Genomic DNA, 17,477 nt, shown 5'->3' with positions numbered 1-17,477 from the left:
TTCCGTGCTACGACACGGAATCTTTTAAACCAGCTGACTACAGACTCCCGCCTTCGCGGGAGTGACAAGTAATTGGTGACAAATAACTGATTACTCGCCTTTCTTCTTAATTTCGATGCCTAACTCATCAAGTAACTTGTCTTCAATATTACTTGGTGCTTGCGTTAATGGGCAACTGGCTGTTGTGGTTTTTGGGAATGCGATAACGTCTCGAATTGAGTCTGCATTCACCATCAACATCACTAGACGATCCAAACCAAAGGCTAATCCACCGTGAGGAGGACAGCCGAATTTTAAGGCATCTAATAAGAAGCCGAATTTTTCACGTTGTTCAGTTTCATCAATACCCAGAATACCGAAGACCGCTTCTTGCATCGCTTCATCATGGATACGAACAGAGCCGCCACCGACTTCAGAGCCGTTTAAAACCATATCATAGGCCTTGGATAAGGTTCCTGTTGGGTCTTGTTTAACAGCCTCAACATCGTTTTCTTTTGGCGCTGTAAACGGATGGTGCAATGCATGAACTTGGCCATCAACTTCTTCGAACATCGGGAAGTCGACTACCCATAACGGTTTCCATTCGTCTTTTACCAAGCCCAGATCTTGAGCTGTTTTTAAGCGCAGTGCGCCCATCGCATCAGCAACAGTCATCTTAGTATCAGATCCAAAGAAGATAATATCTCCCTCTTGTGCGCCAACTTTCTCAATAATGCTCATGGCGACATCTTCGCCCAAGAATTTCAGCACTGGACTTTGAATACCTTCAGCACCGGCCCCGTTAATTTTCATCCAGGCTAAACCTTTAGCACCATAGACACCGACAAACTTGGTGTATTCATCAATTTGCTTACGGCTGAACTGGGCACCACCAGGAACACGCAACGCCGCTACACGGCTCTTGTCATCATTCGCAGGCCCTGCAAAAACTTTAAACTCAACGTCTTTAACCAGCTCATCAACCGTCACCAACTCAGTGTCCATGCGAAGATCGGGCTTGTCTGAGCCATAACGCTCCATCGCTTCTGCATATGGCATGCGAGGGAACTCAGGAAGCTCAATGCCTTTAAGATCGTTAAATAGATGACGCACAAGGCCTTCCATCAACTGCATGATTTCTTCTTGGTTCAGGAAAGATGTCTCAATATCCAGCTGGGTAAATTCTGGCTGGCGATCCGCGCGTAAATCTTCGTCACGGAAACATTTGACGATCTGGTAATAACGATCAAAGCCTGACATCATCAACAGCTGTTTAAACAACTGCGGCGATTGTGGCAAAGCGTAAAAAGAACCTTTGTGAACACGGCTCGGCACTAAGTAATCACGCGCACCTTCCGGCGTTGCCTTAGTTAAAATTGGCGTTTCAACGTCAATAAAACCGTGCTCATCCATGTAACGACGCATCGCACTCGTCACTTTATGGCGGAAAATTAAGTTGTTCGCCATTTCTGGACGACGCAAATCCAAATAGCGGTACTTCAGGCGCTGCTCTTCCGAAGCTTCTAGGTTTTCATCGATTGGAATCGCTGGTGGCTTGGCGCGATTAAGAATTTCTAACTCGCTGGCCAGCACTTCGATATCACCTGAGGCCATGTTTTTATTGACCATATCATCAGGACGCGCGCGCACTTGGCCTTTAACTTGAACCACGAATTCGCTGCGCAGCTGCTCGGCTAAACTGAAAAGTTCTTTAAAATCAGGATCAACCACGACCTGGATAATGCCAGAACGGTCTCTTATTTGTAAGAAAATTAAGCCACCTAGGTCTCGACGACGGTGCACCCATCCTGACAAAGTAACTGATTGATTTTCTTCGTTTTTTGATAATTCACCACAGTAGTGGCTACGCATTTCAGTTGCCATAATTCTAATTTCTGCCTGAGCTTGATGTTTGATTAATACAAAACTGTTTTAAAACACTGATGAACGCTATTCCGCTTAGCGTCCGAAATGACGCCATATAGTACGTGAGACAAGGGTTTGTCGCAAGTTACGACACTCCCAGCAATGGATTAATTTTGTCACAAAAGCGTCTCACGCCTGCAATTCGACTGTCACATTAGGCTTCGATAATGCTACCCATGAAGATACCAGTGCAAAGAGATTGTCATAAAACGGTCATTGATGACCAATACGGGAAGGTGAAACTATGATCGACAGTAAAGAAGTTGTCGCACAATATCTACCCAAGCTTGAAAAATCACCCAAGCTTCAATCAGGCGCGACTCGCCTACTAGCACGCCTATTCCACCAGGAAGAAGTTAACGACTTTATTGAGCAACACAAGCACATGTCTCACGTTGACTTCTTAGAAGTGGTTAACCAGCGCTTAGGTCTCAGTTATACCGTTTCTAACTCAAGCTTAGAAAACATACCCGTGTCAGGTAGAGTGGTCATTATCGCGAATCACCCCCTAGGTTCGCTTGATGGCCTTGCTCTACTGTCTTTGATTTACTCGGTCAGGAAGGACGTCAAAATTGTGGTGAATGAGTTACTGTGGTCCATGTCACCACTGCGCCAATTCTTTTTGCCGATTAATAACATAGCTAAAGGAAAAAACCCCAAAGTAAAACTTCAAAACATTCAGCAAGCCCTAGAAGCAGATGAAGCTGTTATCTTCTTCCCAGCAGGCGAAGTATCGCGCTTATCCTTCAAAGGAATTCGTGATGGAAAGTGGCGCTCAGGATTTTTAAAAATGGCCAAGCACACAAAGTCACCAATACTGCCAATTCATGTGGGCGGAAAAAATTCCCGTTTTTTCTACGGCTTTTCGCTGATCGCTAAACCACTGAGCGCCCTATTCTTGGTTCGTGAAATGTTCAAGAACGTTTCTTTAACACTGCCGGTTAAAGTCGGCAAGCTGATACCTTTTTCATCCTTCAGCGGTATGTTGCCGAGTAGTAAAGAAAGTATTGGCCGCTTTAAGCAACATGTCTATGGACTCAAGCACCAGCGTGAAGAACTGTTTGAAACGGAGCGTGCTATCGCGCACCCAGAAAACCGTAAAGTTTTGATTGAAGAGCTCAACCGCTGCTCACAAATTGGTGAAACCGCTGATGGTAAAAGCATTTACCTGCTAGAAGACACATCAGACTCGGCACTGTTGCGAGAAATTGGACGCTTGCGTGAAATTGCTTTTCGAGCCGTTGGCGAAGGCACTGGCAATCGGCGCGATATGGACAAGTTTGATTATTACTACAAGCACATCGTGTTGTGGGATCAAAACGATATGGAAGTCGTCGGAAGCTACCGAATTGCCGATATTCATACATTCAATGCCGAGCAAACGCTCTATTCGGAAACACTCTTTAGCTATGAAGAAAGCTTACAAAAAAAGTTTCCAACAGCGATGGAGTTGGGACGAAGCTTCATCCAACCGAAATACTGGGGCAAGCGAAGCCTGGATTATTTATGGTTTGGTATTGGCGCTTACATTCGTCAAAATCCACACATTCGTTACCTGTTTGGTTCGGTCAGTCTCAGTGATGACTACCCTGCGTATGCTAAAGACATGCTGGTTTACTACTTTAGCCAATACTATGGCTCTGAGATTAACTTGGTACGCTCATTTAATCCTTATCGTATTAAACCCGTGCAAAAAGCAAAGTTGGAAGCTTTATTTAATCACTTGGATCAACCCGCCGCTTTTAAAGTCTTGAAGAAAGAGCTGGCGGAGTTGAATGTTTCAGTACCAACACTGTTTAAGCAATACAGTGATCTTTGTGAAGAAGGCGGCGTCACTTTCTATGACTTCGGCGTTGATCCAGACTTCGGTGATTGTATTGATAGTGTGGTCTGGATTGATATGCTGAAACTTAAAGACAAGAAACGCAAACGCTATATCGATTAAGCATCATATTGATAACAATAAACTTCTCGTAGCTAGTATTTTATAGCTAACGTTAAGCCTGCAAAGCTCCCTATCAGCCATGCAGGCTTTCTTTTTCCAGAGCTTTATCATTCAAGCTTTCTTTTCATCACCATTAACGATATAACGTTGGTATCAGAGGCATACAAGGAGTTTGTTATGAAAGGCACACCGATTAACTATGTAGAGTTTCCTGCCAAAGATTTAACTGCTACAAAGCAGTTCTTTGAAAAAGCGTTTGGCTGGAGGTTTACTGATTATGGTCCTGAGTACACCGCCTTTACCGAGTCGGGACTTGAGGGTGGTTTCTATCAATCTGAATTAAGTTCTGTCACGGCAAAAGGAAGTGCATTGGTGGTTCTTTACACCGAATCTCTAGAAGATTCGGTATCGATCGTCGAGCAGCATGGTGGCGAGATTATCAAGCCGATTTTTTCTTTCCCCGGCGGTAGACGTTTCCACTTTCAAGAACCCAGTGGCAATGAACTAGCGGTTTGGTCAGATCAATAGTTCCCTACAGCCTTACTTCTGGGTTAATTGATTTGCGAACGTAATTCAACCGTATTACCTTCTGGATCCTGAATATAAATTGACTGCCCGAAACCTTGGGCCCCGTAACGCTCATCAAACTCACCAGCTTGAATACCGTGAGACTCTAAATGATCTTTGATAGCTTGCTCTGAGATGGGTTTTAGCTGAAGACAAAAGTGATCAAGGTTGTTACCACTGGTTGAAGGTGCTTCTCCACCCATCCGTCCCAGCTTGCTATCGACAGCAACCAAGTCAATCAAGGCGTTACCCGCTCTAAGCTGAGTTAAGCCTAGCTCAGCCCCCATGTCACGCTCAAGTTTGCAGCCAAGGACCTCGCAATAAAACGCTAGCATGTCTTTGAGCTTTGTGGTTCGAAGGACAATATGATCGATTGCGGCAATTTCTAGCATGTTACTTCCTATGAAAATCACATAGTCATAGCTTAGCGCCAGCTAGCAAGTAACTCCAGCAAAGCGCTATTGATTTTAACAAAGTATCGTTAGGAACTTTTGATAAGAAGTTCTTCTAGAATCCGAAAGTATAAGTGGCAGAGCTTGTTAAGCTCACTAATCGAGACGCGTTCATTGGCTTGGTGAATCGTTTTGTTACTAGGGCCAAGCTCAATCACTTGGGTCGCGATTTGCTTGATGTAACGGCCATCGGAAATGCCTCCACCAGTGGTCAACTTAGTTTTAAGCTGACTTTCTTGTTGGATCACTTTTTGCACGGTTTTTCTGAGTTTACCGCGGCGAGTGATGTAAGGAGCAGCTTCATGTTCCCACTCAAAAGTCGCCTCAAGACCATATTTTTTCGCTTTCTTTTCAACGTAAGATTGAATTTTATCAAAAGAATTACGAGGTGAGTAACGAAAGTTAAACACCATCTCTAAACTTGCTGGCGTAACGTTCATGGCGCCACTTTCTGAGTGAACCTTAACTAACTGGAAGCTGGTCGAAGGAAAGTAGCGACTGGGCATATCCCAGCGCTTGGTTGCCAGTTTATGGACCAATTTTGACGAGTTATGGATAGGGTTACTGAGTTGCTCTGGATATCCTACATGACCTTGCTTTCCTTGAATCCTGATCTTTCCATTGATCGATCCACGGCGTCCGATACGTATTGCATCGCCTAACTGTTTATCAGTTGTCGGCTCGCCGACTATCGCATAATCAATGACTTTGCCGCGCTGCTTAAGCGAATCGACAATATGGCGCGTACCATCAATGGCCTCTCCTTCTTCGTCACTGGTCAGCATAAAGCCTATCGAACCTTGATGTTTCGGGTACTTTTTGACGAAGTGCTCAGTCGCCACGATCATCGCTGCCAAGCTACCTTTCATGTCAGAGGCGCCGCGACCAATGATAAAGCCATCTTTTATTGTTGGCATAAAAGGCGCGGTTTCCCACTTTGCATTTTGCCCCGGGGGAACAACATCCGTGTGCCCGGAAAAGACAACGCTTGGCTGACTATTGTCGTCCCCACGGTACGCCCAGAGATTGGTGACAGCTCCTTTATTGACATACTCAGTGGTAAAACCTGCAACGGCCAACCTATTAGCCAGTATCGCTGTGCAACCACCGTCAGAAGGCGTTATGGATGGACGGCGGATAAGCTCTTGGGCTAACTCGATAATCGGGCGCTGGTATTTTACCTGCTCAATCGGCGCTACCGCATAAGGTAAATCCGGCAAACCTTTAAATGATTTAAACATATTAATCCTCCATCGTTTTGCCATTTATAAACGATGAGCATGACAGCGAGAGGACAAAAAGATGACAGTTTAATGTTAGCTATTTAAAATCAATAGGTTATATATGAGAAGCATGTCTTTATATTCATAATAAGTTGTATTAGAGTATGTCAATTCATCATTAATTAGTCATTCCAGCATGCGCAAAATAATTCTGACACTCTTGAGCGTTGTAACCCTTGCCTTAGGTGCTTTGCAATCAGCCGAAGCGCTTCCTACGTTATTGCATAACGTTAAGGGTTACACCTTCGAAAACGGTGAACTCAAGCAATTTAATAGCATTTTATTTGAAGATGGCGTCATTTTAGCCACAGGTTCTCAAGAAGAGCTGGCTGAAATGAACAGCTTCAACATTTCAATCGATGGCAAGGGAAAAACCTTGTTGCCAGGTTTGATTGATGCTCATGGACATCTTTTAGGGTTAGGCTTAAACCTGATGCGAGTCGACCTCAGGGGCATTCAATCAGAAGGGGAAACCGTTGACGCTGTCGGTCAGTATGCCAAGAAAAATCCCGACACGCGTTGGGTGCTGGGTCGCGGCTGGAATCAAGTGTTATGGCTTAATAAAGAGTTCCCCAGCAAATCCTCATTAGACAAAACAATTGCCGGTCGTCCAGTCTGGTTAAGCAGAATTGATGGGCATGCAGGCTGGGCCAACAGTAAAGCTTTAGAGCTTGCCGGCATTGATAAAAGCACGCCCGATCCAGAGGGCGGAAAAATTATTCGTGACCAAAGTGGCGAAGCCACTGGCGTGTTGATTGATGCAGCGATGGACTTAGTTGAGCAAAAAATCCCCCCGCTCAACAAGAAAGAGCGCAAAGCTGCGTTGCAACTAGCGTTCGATCACTTGATCCGTTTAGGCATTACATCAGTACACGATGCTGGCGTTGATTTTGAAACCTACCGACTCATGTTAGAGCTGTCTGGAAAAGATCGCATTCCACTCAGAGTCTATGGCATGTTAAGCGGCGCAGATCCAAGACTTGAAGCCATGTTGAAATACGGAAAAGTTAATCATCCTTTCCTTAAAATCCAGTCAGTAAAGCTTTACACCGACGGTGCGCTGGGCAGTCGCGGTGCAGCATTGTTAGAGCCTTACTCTGATGAACCCGACAATAAAGGTTTGCTCTTAACAACAGCCGATAAATTAAGCCAATATTTAGCGTTAATCACTAAACACGGATTCCAAACCAACATCCACGCCATTGGTGACGCTGCGAATCACATGGTTTTGCAGGAGCTTGCAAAGCTTGATAAAGAGCAATCAGCCAAAACTTTGCGTCACCGCATAGAGCATGCGCAAGTCGTGGTACCGGAAGAAATACCAATGTTTGCAAAGCTTGGCGTTATCGCTTCGATGCAACCAACACATGCCACTAGCGACATGAACATGGCTGGCGACCGCCTTGGTCAACAACGGTTGGAAGGCGCTTATGCTTGGAGAACTTTCTTGGATAATAACGTCATTATCGCCTCAGGTTCCGACTTTCCAGTGGAAAAAGCGAATCCTTTCCTAGGATTGCATGCTGCTGTTACACGCCAAGATGCTGATAATTTACCTGAAGATGGCTGGATTCCTTCACAAAAGCTCACCGTGGCGGAAGCCTTAAAAAGCTTCACCATTGATGCTGCTTATGCTGGTTTTTGGGAAGACAGCATTGGCTCTTTAGAGAAAGGCAAAAAAGCGGATTTCATTCTGATTGATAACGATATATTTACCATTTCTAAGGACAAAATCGATAACATCCAAGTTAGGGAAACTTGGATTGACGGTAAGCGAGTCCATTAAGAACTGCTCACTTTGTTAATAAGCCGAGCAAGTGCTTGGCTTATTGCTTAGCTTGCAAAGCCTCTAACTCACTTCGTTTGATCCGTTTTACGGGTGGGTTAACCCAAATCATGTCCAAATTTGAATTAGAATACTGAGTAGCCTTTTCGATGAATGCAATTTTTTCATAGTCCAAAATATAAACATACTCATCTTCGGACTCATTCTGTACAGCATAGCGTGATGAAGAGCTACACCCTACTACCAACAGGGCAGTAACCGCGGTAACCAACGTCGTTTTAAAAATAGTCATAACTTACCCTCGCCTAAACCAAGGAACGCTAACTTCTACAACTACGCTTTTGTCTTAACGACACCACCATTGTACAAAATTTATACAGAAAAATCTTAAAAATCGTTCAACTTATCCTATGTACCAGCTTTGTAGCCCATTTAAACCTTGCTACAATAGCTGACTATTTATGATACCTATAACCAATGACTAGGGACTCCAATGCGTAGTAGTCAATACTTACTTTCTACCCTGAAAGAAGATCCAAGCGATGCTGAACTGGTAAGCCATAAACTGATGTTACGAGCGGGTATGATTCGTAAAGTAGCTTCAGGGTTGTACACGTGGTTACCGACCGGTTTACGCGTCCTGCGTAAAGTTGAGAACATTGTTCGAGAGGAAATGAACAAAGCTGGTTCTGTTGAAATGTTGATGCCATCGGTACAGCCTTCAGACTTATGGGAAGAATCGGGTCGTTGGGATCAATTTGGACCTGAGCTGTTACGCTTTCACGATCGCCATGAGCGTGACTTCTGCTTGGGGCCTACGCACGAAGAAATCATTACCGCAGTGATTCGAGACGAGCTGAGTAGCTACAAACAGTTACCGGCTAACTTTTATCAAATTCAGACAAAGTTCCGTGATGAAGTTCGCCCACGTTTCGGTGTCATGCGTTCGCGCGAATTTATTATGAAGGATGCCTACTCATTCCACATTGATGAAGCCTCGTTGGATGAAACCTATCAACAGATGCACCAGGCTTATTGCAATGTGTTTGATCGTATTGGACTCGACTATCGTCCCGTTCTCGCTGATACAGGCGCTATTGGTGGTAGCGGCTCACACGAATTCCATGTGTTAGCAGAGTCTGGCGAAGACGCTATTGCCTTCAGTACCGAAAGTGATTATGCCGCAAATATCGAAAAAGCAGAAAGCTTGGCTCCTGAAGGTGAAGCGGCCGAGCCGACTCAAACCGTTGAAAAAGTCGCGACGCCTAACTGCCGCACGGTTAAAGAAGCCGCGACAGTGATGGGTATCGACACGAACCAAGTCCTTAAAACGTTATTTGTACAAGGTGCTTCCGAAGAGCAACCTGTCGTCGCCCTTTGTTTGCGCGGCGATCATGAACTCAACGAAGTCAAAGCGAGCAAACACTCACTGGTTGCAGACCCATTAGTCCTAGTCAACGACGAAACGGTAAAAGCCACTGCTGGCTGTAACCCTGGCTCGTGCGGGCCTCAAGGTTTAAGCGTACCCATTATTGTCGATCGCGACGCAGCAGTTCTCAGTGACTTCGCTTGCGGCGCTAACGAAGAAGGGTTCCACTTAACAGGCGTTAACTGGAAACGTGATGCCGAATATACTCACGTTTGTGACTTAAGAAATATTGTTGCTGGTGACAAAAGCCCGGACGGCAAAGGCGTGCTAGAAATCAAGCGCGGCATCGAAGTGGGTCATATCTTCCAGCTTGGCGATAAATATTCCAAGGCCATGAACTGCACGGTGCTTGATCAAAACGGCAAAGCGAAACATTTATCGATGGGCTGTTATGGTATTGGCGTATCGAGAATTGTCGCCGCCGCCATTGAACAAAATCATGATGAAAACGGTATTCTCTGGCCGGAAGCTATCGCCCCGTTCAAGGTCGCGATTATACCGATGAATATGCATAAATCGGAAAGCGTTCAACAAGTTGCTGAAGCGCTGTACCAGCGTCTCGAGTCGCTTGGCATAGAAACGCTATTCCTCGATCAAAAGGAAAGTCCTGGTGTCATGTTTGCTAACACTGAGCTGGTGGGTATACCACACCGTTTAGTGGTCAGTGATCGTGGTTTAAAAAATAATACGATTGAATACAAAAATCGTGACAACAGCGACAAGGCAGATCTTGAAGTTGAAAATGTTGTCGATTATATTCAAGACAAGTTAACGATCAATTAATCGTCACAGGATGTTACGCAATACGCTGCTATTACTGATATTCATGCTTTGGGGCGGTGCACTCTTTGCACAAGACCGTCCCGATCAAGCATTTGCAGATCAGTTGAAAAACTTGATGGAACAAGAACATCACTTTGTCGATAAATACGATGCAACCGTCTGGATGAAGGATATGGAAGGCCGGCTGAAGCGTCGGGCTCCTCATATTCCATCCGACGAGCGTTTAAAAATCCTCAGTCTTGTCCACCGTTACGCTAATGAGGCAAACGTCGATCCACAGTTAGTTTTGGCCATCATGGAGGTGGAAAGTAACTTTGACCGCTACGCCTTATCAGTGGCTAATGCCAGAGGGTTAATGCAAATTATGCCATTCTGGAAAAAAGAAATCGGTCATCCTGAGGACTCATTGTTTGATATGGAAACCAACATCCGTTATGGCTGTTATATCCTTAAACTCTACATTGATAGAGAAAAGAATAACCTCACTTATGCTTTAGGTCGCTATAATGGTTCACGTGGCCGAGCCAAATACCCCAATAAAGTCTACGCTGCACTCCGTAAACGCTGGGCACTCTAGTCATGTCCAAAGACAGCAAAGTTCTTAATGATGAGCTGAATGATAATTCGGCTGGACTTATTCTATCCGGTGGTGGTGCTCGCGCAGCTTATCAAGCTGGGGTACTCAAAGCTGTCAACGAAATTTTAGAACAGCCCAAACGCTCACCTTTCAATATTATTACAGGCACCTCAGCAGGAGCTATCAATGCTGTGGCTATGGCCAGTAACAATCATCAATTTGATTACGGCACCAAACGACTGGAAGAAATCTGGGCTAACTTCAGCCCTGACCACGTTTATAAAACTGATCTTAGAAGTTTGACCAAAAATGGAATGCGCTGGCTGTGGAATATCATTCGTGCCAAACAAAACTTAAAGCAACCGTTGTCGCTTTTGAATAATACTCCATTGAGGAACTTACTTGAAAAAGTTATCCGCTTTGAGGATATTCAAAATAACCAACAAGCAGGGCTGCTTAAAGCCGTTTGCACCACTTGCTATAACTACAACACTGGAAACTCGGTTAGCTTCTTCCAAGGGCACCCTGATCTTGTGGAGTGGAAGCGCTTTCGACGTTACGGTCGTGCTGACATCCTAAACGTTGATCACCTTTTAGCCTCGTCGGCAATACCAATGGTTTTTCCATCACAAGAGATTGATGATGAGCACTTTGGTGATGGCTCTTTACGCTTTTTGACGCCTTTGAGCCCTGCGCTACACCTCGGTGCTGATAAACTTTTCGTGGTCACGGTAAAACCACTAAGAGGCGAACCTGAGCATAAGTCCTCCATTCCCACCGTTGGTGACATTGGCGGACACTTATTTGATAGTATCTTTATTGATAGCCTTGAAAGCGACATCGAAAGACTGATGCGCGTCAATACCTTGCTCGCACACATCCCCGAATCCGACGTAGTTCGTGAGCAGCTTACGTTAAAGCCAGTCAACACCTTTATTATCTCCCCTAGCATTGAGCCTGCGGAACTGGCTGGAGAGTATTTTAAAAACCTTCCCCGCGGCCTGCGTTTCTTTTTTAAACGTATTGGTGTTGATAGTGTTGATGGGAACGGTATTCTCAGCTATTTGTTATTTGATAAAGGCTTCACGCAAAGACTGATCGAGCTTGGCTATAATGACGCCATGCGTCAAGAAGCCAACATCTTGGCTTTCTTTAAAAAATAAAAACCCCACACCCATGAACAATTTTAGCCATTACTTCGAGCTTTACCCTGTTTCTACTGCGCCATTCATGCACCGCATGCTTGAAGACTATCGTATCCGAAAGCCTTTTGCAGGCATGACCATAGCCCACAACGTACCTTTGACTCGCACCACTTTATTAAAGATTGCTTGCTTAAAAGAATCAGGAGCGGTCTTAACCGTCACCAACCCAAGCTTCATCAAAGAGTCCAAGGAAACGCTCGAGGTTTTAGAAAAAGAAGGTGTTCTCTATACTCCACTACACCAATTAAAGGGCACTTACGACTTCCTACTGGATTGTGGTGCTGAGTTAGTCAACCAATGCCAGGCCACCAAAGGAATCGTAGAGTTAACACGTACAGGAGCTATTCGTTACGAGAATTACCAAGACACTCAATCCCCTATTGTCTCAGTCGATGATACCCGATTGAAGTCCTTGGAAACCTGTTTGGGAACGGGTGAAGGCGTGTATCGAGCAATCAGTCAATTATCAAAGCAGCCTATTGATAATAAAAAAGTGTTAATCTTTGGCTTTGGAAAAGTGGGAACCGGTATTGCTTATTACTTTGCCCAAAAAACACCTCATATTACAGTTATCGACATGCTACCAGAGCGCTTAAACCTTATTACATCCAAGGGATATACTGCGGTTTCTGGTTCTGAGCAAAAAGATGTTGAAATCGCCATTAAAGACGCTGACATCATCATCACAGCAACTGGAATTAAAGATTTATTGAGTCAAAGCTATAAGCGCCGATGGTTTAAGGGGAAAATTCTCGCCAACGCTGGAGCAGAAGATGAGTTTGGTTTTAATTTTTCAGAAAAATCCGTTTTAGCAAACAAAAAGCCGGTGAATTTCGCCCTTGAAGAGCCCACACTCATGGAGTTTTTAGACCCCATCTTTTTTGCCCACAATCTTGCGATAGAAGACGCTCTGCATAACCCGACAGCCGGCTTTCGCCCTTTGGACAACTCACACGACAACCGTATCGTTAAATCTTGGGCGCAGCATCATAACTGGAGCCTTAAAAAGCTTGATGACACGTTTTAGTGATGACTCAGATGCTCCGTGTACACCGCTTTGACTTCGTCATTGTGCAGAATTAATAGCGCTTGTTGACGTTGCCAAGGCGCGAGACCTGACTCTTGAAAGTAATTTTTGAGGCTCGTGGTATGACTGGCATTGAGCTTTCTCAAACGCTCACCTCCTTGGCGTGTTTGAACCCTCAGTTTTTCGCCAACGAGTTCAGGATGGTGAGTTTTGAGCCAGTCTGACGGTAGCTTCAGTGTATCGGCAACGACCAAATCCGTTTGACCGTCCCAACTTACAGGACTTAATTCAAAAGGCTTGAGGTCGCTAACCCAAAGTAAGTCCCCTTGGAAGCGCTTAACCGAACCGCCGGAAAATTCTATACTAGGATGTGCTCCGCTTTCAGCCTCAAGCATTTGTTGTTTTAACTGCTGCAACACTTTTTGGCTTGGCATCTCCTGCCCCAATAATTGCAGCCAATGTCGCAACACATTATTTTGTCGAGCCTCTGAAAGTGACTTTATACCCGTCACCGATAATTCATCTTTGTCACTAAGACACAGCTCCAAATCTTTTTGCGCTACTTCGTCAATAATTTCTTGAGTAGCAGCCTGCAACTGACTTGCTCGAGCAAGGGTTGCTTTAATCTCTGGCCACTCAGCTTCCGCTAACGGCAACAGCTTATGTCGTAAAAAGTTTCGTCGGTGCTGAGTATTTTGGTTCGAAGGATCGTCGACATAATCAAGAGATTGGCGCTGACAATAGTTCTGAATATCCTGCTTTGTAACCCCAAGCAAAGGACGGGCATGGGCTCCATGGCTAAACGGAGTAAATGCAGGCATTGCTGACAGCCCTTTGGACCCGGCCCCACGAAAAAGTTGTAATAATAACGTCTCAGCCTGATCATCTTGGTGGTGGCCGGTAAGCAAGCACTGATTGTTCTGAATTAACGAGGACAAAGCCTGGTAGCGAGCCTTACGAGCTTCTGCTTCAAGGCTTGACGCTGATGCAACCTCAACCGAAATAACCTCAAAATCGACCCCTAAAGCTTGGCACAACTGTCGATTGAATGCTGCCCATTCAGAGGATATCGATTGAAGCTGATGATCGATATACACCGCTTTCAAGCGAGAGGCATCAACCTGCTGCGAAAAGGCATGTAACAACGCAACAGAATCCGCGCCACCACTCAGTGCGACTAAATACGAGGAAGTGTTTTTGGAAGAATCCAGAGCCAGAAAACGACTGACTGCCGCAGTTACTGGCTCGTTATGATTCATGGAAGGAACTTAGCCCTCGGTGACTTCACCGAAAGCCATCAACTTATCGTAACGACGATCAAGTAACTTATCTGTATCTAGGCTTTCAAGACTATCTAAATCTTGAATTAGCTGGGCTTTCAAGTTTTTACTCATGTCGACGTAATCTCGGTGCGCGCCACCTAGAGGTTCTTGGACAATATTATCTATTAACCCAAGCTCTTTAATGCGCTCAGCCGTGATCCCCATAGCATCTGCTGCTTCTTCTGCTTTCTCAGCGCTTTTCCAAAGAATTGAAGCACAGCCTTCTGGCGAAATAACCGAGTAAGTAGAGTATTGAAGCATGTTCACCTTATCACCGACACCAATCGCCAAAGCACCACCAGAACCGCCTTCACCGATAACCGTAGCAATAATTGGCGACTTCAAAGTTGCCATCACTTTTAGGTTACGCGCAATCGCTTCACTCTGGCCACGCTCTTCTGCACCGACGCCAGGGAAAGCTCCTGGAGTGTCAATAAAGGTGAATACCGGTAAGCTGAATCGCTCAGCCATTTCCATCAAGCGCTTCGCTTTACGGTAACCTTCTGGGCGAGACATCCCGAAGTTGTGTTTAATCTTGGCTTTAGTGTCACGGCCTTTCTGATGACCAATAACCACACAAGGCTTGCCCTCTAACCGCGCCAGACCACCGACGATTGAAGCATCATCAGAGAATGCGCGATCACCCGCTAACTCATCAAAGTCGTCAAACACATGCTCGATATAATCACGAGTGTACGGACGTTGTGGGTGACGTGCTAACTGAGCAACCTGCCATGCTGACAAGTCCGAGAAGATTTTCTTGGTTAAGTCTTTAGACTTCTTCTGCAAGCGTTCAATTTCCTCACTGATGTTGATATTCGAATCTTCACCAGTTAAGCGTAATTCATCAATTTGCGCTTCAAGCTCTGCAATTGGGCGCTCAAAATCTAAAAAGTTCAAACTCATGCCTATTCAACTAGTTTATTTATGGCGTAATTTCTCTATTCTAACCCAAAATCATAGTCTTATAAAAGGTAACTTTGCCCTCGACGGGCACTGGTCTGTACTCTGTATTAATTTTGTTCAAACGCTTGTTTGGTTAGTGCACAGGAATTTCGCTCGATACGTGGAGGTATCGGTAGTGCCCAGCGATAGGATAATGAAACAACACATCCTCAAGTTTCGGCCCTAAACCAATATTATGGACAATCATAAAGTTGTCACTGGTTTCGGACTTTTTACTCGTGACAATACCAATGTGCGGGAAGCCGCCTTCAAGACGCCAACTAACAATATCGCCTGGTTGATAGTCTTCGGATTTATCGGTGACGGCTAATGTCTCTCCATGACGCTCAAAAAATCGCTCTAAATTCGGTACACGGCGATGATCAATATTGGTATCAGGTTTGGTGAGTCCCCAAATATCGGGATAGTCACCGAAATCAGCAGTCATATCCTCATGAATCAATTGCTGTAAATCAATCCCCAGAGCACGGTAACTTCGGATAATCACATCCGTACAGACGCCAATATTCTTTGGAACATCCCCCATCGGATAATCAATGCTGCGGTAGGAGCCTTCATAAACAACAAAGTGCTCAGTGCGCTCTAAAGCTGCATCGACTAGCTGCCCCTGTAGAGTGTTAGCTTTGAGGCTAGCGCTAAAAAGGGGCGCAGTCAGTAAGAGCATCATCAGGCAAACTATTTTTTTCATCATATTACCGCCGAGGAATGTTTAAGAACTACTCATGATAGGACTCTTACCAAGACCTTGAGTTCCCTATTCATCATTCAGTTCCGATTTTGGCTAGTACAACCCAAAAAAAGTGATAGCATGGAGTCATGACTCTCGGTGACACCTTATGATGAAAACGTTTCAAAAAGCACGATTGGCCAGAGACTCCCGCTATGATGGGAAGTTTTTTATCGCTGTAAAAACCACAAAAATTTACTGTCGTCCGATCTGCCCCGCCAGTCCGCCGAAAGAAAAGAATGTGATTTATTATCAAAGCGCAGTCCAAGCACAAGAAGCTGGCTTTCGCCCTTGCCTACGCTGCCGCCCGGAATCAGCACCCCAATCAGCCGCATGGTTAGGCAATGAAGCAATCTTGCGTAAAGCGATGCAACGTATCCAGTCAGGCGCTTTAAATAATCAGTCGGTACAAAGTTTTAGTGCGTCGCTCGGTATTAGCGATCGCTACTTGCGAAAAATATTTGAGCAACACTTAGGGATGTCCCCACAAAGTTTTGCCAACCACCACAAGCTCATGCTGGCCAGACAGTTACTGCAACAAACTGATTTACCCATTACCGAAATTGCGCTCAGTTCTGGCTTTAACAGCGTCAGGCGCTTTAATGATAGCTTCAAAGCAACTATGCGTTTATCGCCCAGCGAACTTCGTAAAAAGGCCAGTCGCTCCGAGTTAAAAAGCGTCAGTATTACACTGCAGCTTTCTTATCGCCCACCCTATAATTGGGCGCAAATGCAGCGCTTTTTAAAGCTTCGCGAATTACCGCTCATTGAGTCCGTTAGCGATAACAGTTACAGCCGAACCTTTAGCATTAATCAAACGCAGGGTTGGTTTAAAGCGACTCATCAACCGAGTAAGCACCGTTTTTCGGTAGATATTGAACTGCAAGACAACGCGCAACTGATGCCTGCGATCGCACAAATCAAACAAGTTCTGGATTTAGAGAGTGATGTTAGCACCATTGAAAAACATCTCGCTAAAGATACAAAACTCAAACCGATCATCTGTAAAGGATTGCGCTTACCTGCATGCTGGAACACGTTTGAAGCTGGCATCAAAGCCATACTCGGACAGCAAGTCTCGGTTAAAGCAGCTTACGGTCATACCCACAAGCTGATTGAACGTGTCGGCGCGACCTATAATGAACAGCATAAACTTTTCCCAACGCCTACAGAAGTCATGAAGGCCGACTTGAGTTTCTTAAAAATGCCGAACCGACGCAAACAAACCCTAACCGACTTTGCGGCTTGGTTTGTTGAGGCAGAGCATACTCAAAGCGATATTAGCCTGTCTGACATTCTCGACATTAAAGGCATCGGCCCTTGGAGTTACGAATACATTAAGCTTCGCAGCGGACAAGACACGGATGCTTTCCCGGAAAAAGACTTAGGCGTTATTAAAGCCATAGAAGCCCTTGAAATCACAGACACAGACAGCTGGAGTCCGTGGCGAAGTTACGCCACGCTTCAGCTGTGGAACTCGCTATAACGGTAACGGGAACGACG

15 protein-coding genes are annotated in these 17,477 nt (G+C 45.1%); 8 read left to right on the top strand and 7 right to left on the bottom strand.

Annotated elements, in window-relative coordinates:
* Nucleotides 1–90: 90 nt before the first annotated feature.
* Complete coding sequence (aspS, locus tag ABD943_RS09950) at nucleotides 91–1,851, bottom strand: aspartate--tRNA ligase (RefSeq protein ID WP_345293374.1); 1,761 nt, start codon at nucleotides 1,849–1,851, stop codon at nucleotides 91–93.
* A gap of 298 nt (nucleotides 1,852–2,149) precedes the next feature.
* On the opposite strand from aspS, the gene olsF reads away from it, so the two are divergent.
* Nucleotides 2,150–3,850, top strand: a complete 1,701-nt coding sequence (gene olsF / locus ABD943_RS09945; RefSeq protein ID WP_345293037.1) for a bifunctional ornithine lipid synthase OlsF — start codon at nucleotides 2,150–2,152, stop codon at nucleotides 3,848–3,850.
* A gap of 177 nt (nucleotides 3,851–4,027) precedes the next feature.
* Nucleotides 4,028–4,378, top strand: a complete 351-nt coding sequence (locus ABD943_RS09940; protein WP_345293036.1) for a VOC family protein — start codon at nucleotides 4,028–4,030, stop codon at nucleotides 4,376–4,378.
* Nucleotides 4,379–4,401: 23 nt separating this feature from the next.
* Here ABD943_RS09940 and ABD943_RS09935 read toward each other — a convergent pair whose 3' ends face one another.
* Nucleotides 4,402–4,809, bottom strand: coding sequence for a VOC family protein (locus ABD943_RS09935; protein WP_345293035.1), 408 nt, complete (start codon nucleotides 4,807–4,809; stop codon nucleotides 4,402–4,404).
* 89 nt (nucleotides 4,810–4,898) lie between these two features.
* Complete coding sequence (dapE, locus tag ABD943_RS09930) at nucleotides 4,899–6,110, bottom strand: succinyl-diaminopimelate desuccinylase (protein WP_345293034.1); 1,212 nt, start codon at nucleotides 6,108–6,110, stop codon at nucleotides 4,899–4,901.
* A 178-nt stretch (nucleotides 6,111–6,288) separates the two neighbouring features.
* On the opposite strand from dapE, the gene ABD943_RS09925 reads away from it, so the two are divergent.
* Complete coding sequence (locus tag ABD943_RS09925) at nucleotides 6,289–7,938, top strand: amidohydrolase (RefSeq protein ID WP_345293033.1); 1,650 nt, start codon at nucleotides 6,289–6,291, stop codon at nucleotides 7,936–7,938.
* A gap of 40 nt (nucleotides 7,939–7,978) precedes the next feature.
* On the opposite strand, the gene ABD943_RS09920 is transcribed toward ABD943_RS09925, so the two are convergent.
* The gene (locus ABD943_RS09920) at nucleotides 7,979–8,230 is read right to left on the bottom strand and encodes a hypothetical protein (RefSeq protein WP_345293032.1); all 252 of its coding nucleotides are present in this window, start codon (nucleotides 8,228–8,230) and stop codon (nucleotides 7,979–7,981) included.
* Between the two features lie 201 nt (nucleotides 8,231–8,431).
* Here ABD943_RS09920 and ABD943_RS09915 point away from each other — a divergent pair, with 201 nt between their 5' ends.
* Genes ABD943_RS09915 through ABD943_RS09900 form a run of 4 tightly spaced genes read left to right on the top strand, consistent with a single transcriptional unit; the run spans nucleotide 8,432 to nucleotide 12,959 of the window.
* Nucleotides 8,432–10,150, top strand: coding sequence for a proline--tRNA ligase (locus tag ABD943_RS09915; RefSeq protein ID WP_345293031.1), 1,719 nt, complete (start codon nucleotides 8,432–8,434; stop codon nucleotides 10,148–10,150).
* 10 nt (nucleotides 10,151–10,160) lie between these two features.
* Nucleotides 10,161–10,727: a lytic transglycosylase domain-containing protein gene (locus ABD943_RS09910; RefSeq protein ID WP_345293030.1), complete on the top strand. Its 567-nt coding sequence runs from the start codon at nucleotides 10,161–10,163 to the stop codon at nucleotides 10,725–10,727.
* Between the two features lie 2 nt (nucleotides 10,728–10,729).
* Nucleotides 10,730–11,890 (top strand): patatin-like phospholipase family protein, encoded by a 1,161-nt coding sequence (locus ABD943_RS09905; protein WP_345293029.1) that lies wholly within the window; start codon nucleotides 10,730–10,732, stop codon nucleotides 11,888–11,890.
* Between the two features lie 13 nt (nucleotides 11,891–11,903).
* Nucleotides 11,904–12,959, top strand: a complete 1,056-nt coding sequence (locus tag ABD943_RS09900) for an NAD(P)-dependent oxidoreductase (protein ID WP_345293028.1) — start codon at nucleotides 11,904–11,906, stop codon at nucleotides 12,957–12,959.
* Here the strand turns inward: ABD943_RS09900 and tilS are convergent.
* The 3 genes from tilS to ABD943_RS09885 form a co-directional block, all read right to left on the bottom strand.
* A complete protein-coding gene (gene tilS / locus ABD943_RS09895) occupies nucleotides 12,956–14,218 on the bottom strand; it encodes a tRNA lysidine(34) synthetase TilS (RefSeq protein WP_345293027.1) in 1,263 nt (420 codons plus the stop codon). The two genes, ABD943_RS09900 and tilS, sit on opposite strands and share 4 nt — an antisense overlap.
* A 9-nt stretch (nucleotides 14,219–14,227) precedes the next feature.
* Nucleotides 14,228–15,187 carry an acetyl-CoA carboxylase carboxyl transferase subunit alpha gene (gene accA, locus ABD943_RS09890; protein ID WP_345293026.1) on the bottom strand — a complete coding sequence of 320 codons (960 nt, stop codon included), beginning with the start codon at nucleotides 15,185–15,187 and terminating at the stop codon, nucleotides 14,228–14,230.
* 133 nt (nucleotides 15,188–15,320) lie between these two features.
* On the bottom strand, nucleotides 15,321–15,935 hold the full coding sequence (locus tag ABD943_RS09885; protein ID WP_345293373.1) for a DUF1287 domain-containing protein: 615 nt from the start codon (nucleotides 15,933–15,935) through the stop codon (nucleotides 15,321–15,323).
* Between the two features lie 148 nt (nucleotides 15,936–16,083).
* Between ABD943_RS09885 and ABD943_RS09880 the strand changes: the two genes are divergently transcribed.
* Nucleotides 16,084–17,460: a DNA-3-methyladenine glycosylase 2 family protein gene (locus ABD943_RS09880; protein WP_345293025.1), complete on the top strand. Its 1,377-nt coding sequence runs from the start codon at nucleotides 16,084–16,086 to the stop codon at nucleotides 17,458–17,460.
* The last annotated feature ends 17 nt before the right edge of the window (nucleotides 17,461–17,477 follow it).

The sequence above is a fragment of the Kangiella marina genome (genome assembly GCF_039541235.1).
GTDB lineage: Bacteria > Pseudomonadota > Gammaproteobacteria > Enterobacterales > Kangiellaceae > Kangiella > Kangiella marina.
The sequence above is the reverse complement of the archived record's forward strand: the minus strand, read 5'-3'. Positions and strand labels throughout refer to the sequence as shown.

Coding starts and splice junctions, on each gene's coding strand:
- aspS (WP_345293374.1), bottom strand. CDS start 1,851: ATGCGTAGCCACTACTGTGGTGAATTATCAAAAAACGAAGAAAATCAA.
- olsF (WP_345293037.1), top strand. CDS start 2,150: ATGATCGACAGTAAAGAAGTTGTCGCACAATATCTACCCAAGCTTGAA.
- ABD943_RS09940 (WP_345293036.1), top strand. CDS start 4,028: ATGAAAGGCACACCGATTAACTATGTAGAGTTTCCTGCCAAAGATTTA.
- ABD943_RS09935 (WP_345293035.1), bottom strand. CDS start 4,809: ATGCTAGAAATTGCCGCAATCGATCATATTGTCCTTCGAACCACAAAG.
- dapE (WP_345293034.1), bottom strand. CDS start 6,110: ATGTTTAAATCATTTAAAGGTTTGCCGGATTTACCTTATGCGGTAGCG.
- ABD943_RS09925 (WP_345293033.1), top strand. CDS start 6,289: ATGCGCAAAATAATTCTGACACTCTTGAGCGTTGTAACCCTTGCCTTA.
- ABD943_RS09920 (WP_345293032.1), bottom strand. CDS start 8,230: ATGACTATTTTTAAAACGACGTTGGTTACCGCGGTTACTGCCCTGTTG.
- ABD943_RS09915 (WP_345293031.1), top strand. CDS start 8,432: ATGCGTAGTAGTCAATACTTACTTTCTACCCTGAAAGAAGATCCAAGC.
- ABD943_RS09910 (WP_345293030.1), top strand. CDS start 10,161: ATGTTACGCAATACGCTGCTATTACTGATATTCATGCTTTGGGGCGGT.
- ABD943_RS09905 (WP_345293029.1), top strand. CDS start 10,730: ATGTCCAAAGACAGCAAAGTTCTTAATGATGAGCTGAATGATAATTCG.
- ABD943_RS09900 (WP_345293028.1), top strand. CDS start 11,904: ATGAACAATTTTAGCCATTACTTCGAGCTTTACCCTGTTTCTACTGCG.
- tilS (WP_345293027.1), bottom strand. CDS start 14,218: ATGAATCATAACGAGCCAGTAACTGCGGCAGTCAGTCGTTTTCTGGCT.
- accA (WP_345293026.1), bottom strand. CDS start 15,187: ATGAGTTTGAACTTTTTAGATTTTGAGCGCCCAATTGCAGAGCTTGAA.
- ABD943_RS09885 (WP_345293373.1), bottom strand. CDS start 15,935: ATGAAAAAAATAGTTTGCCTGATGATGCTCTTACTGACTGCGCCCCTT.
- ABD943_RS09880 (WP_345293025.1), top strand. CDS start 16,084: ATGATGAAAACGTTTCAAAAAGCACGATTGGCCAGAGACTCCCGCTAT.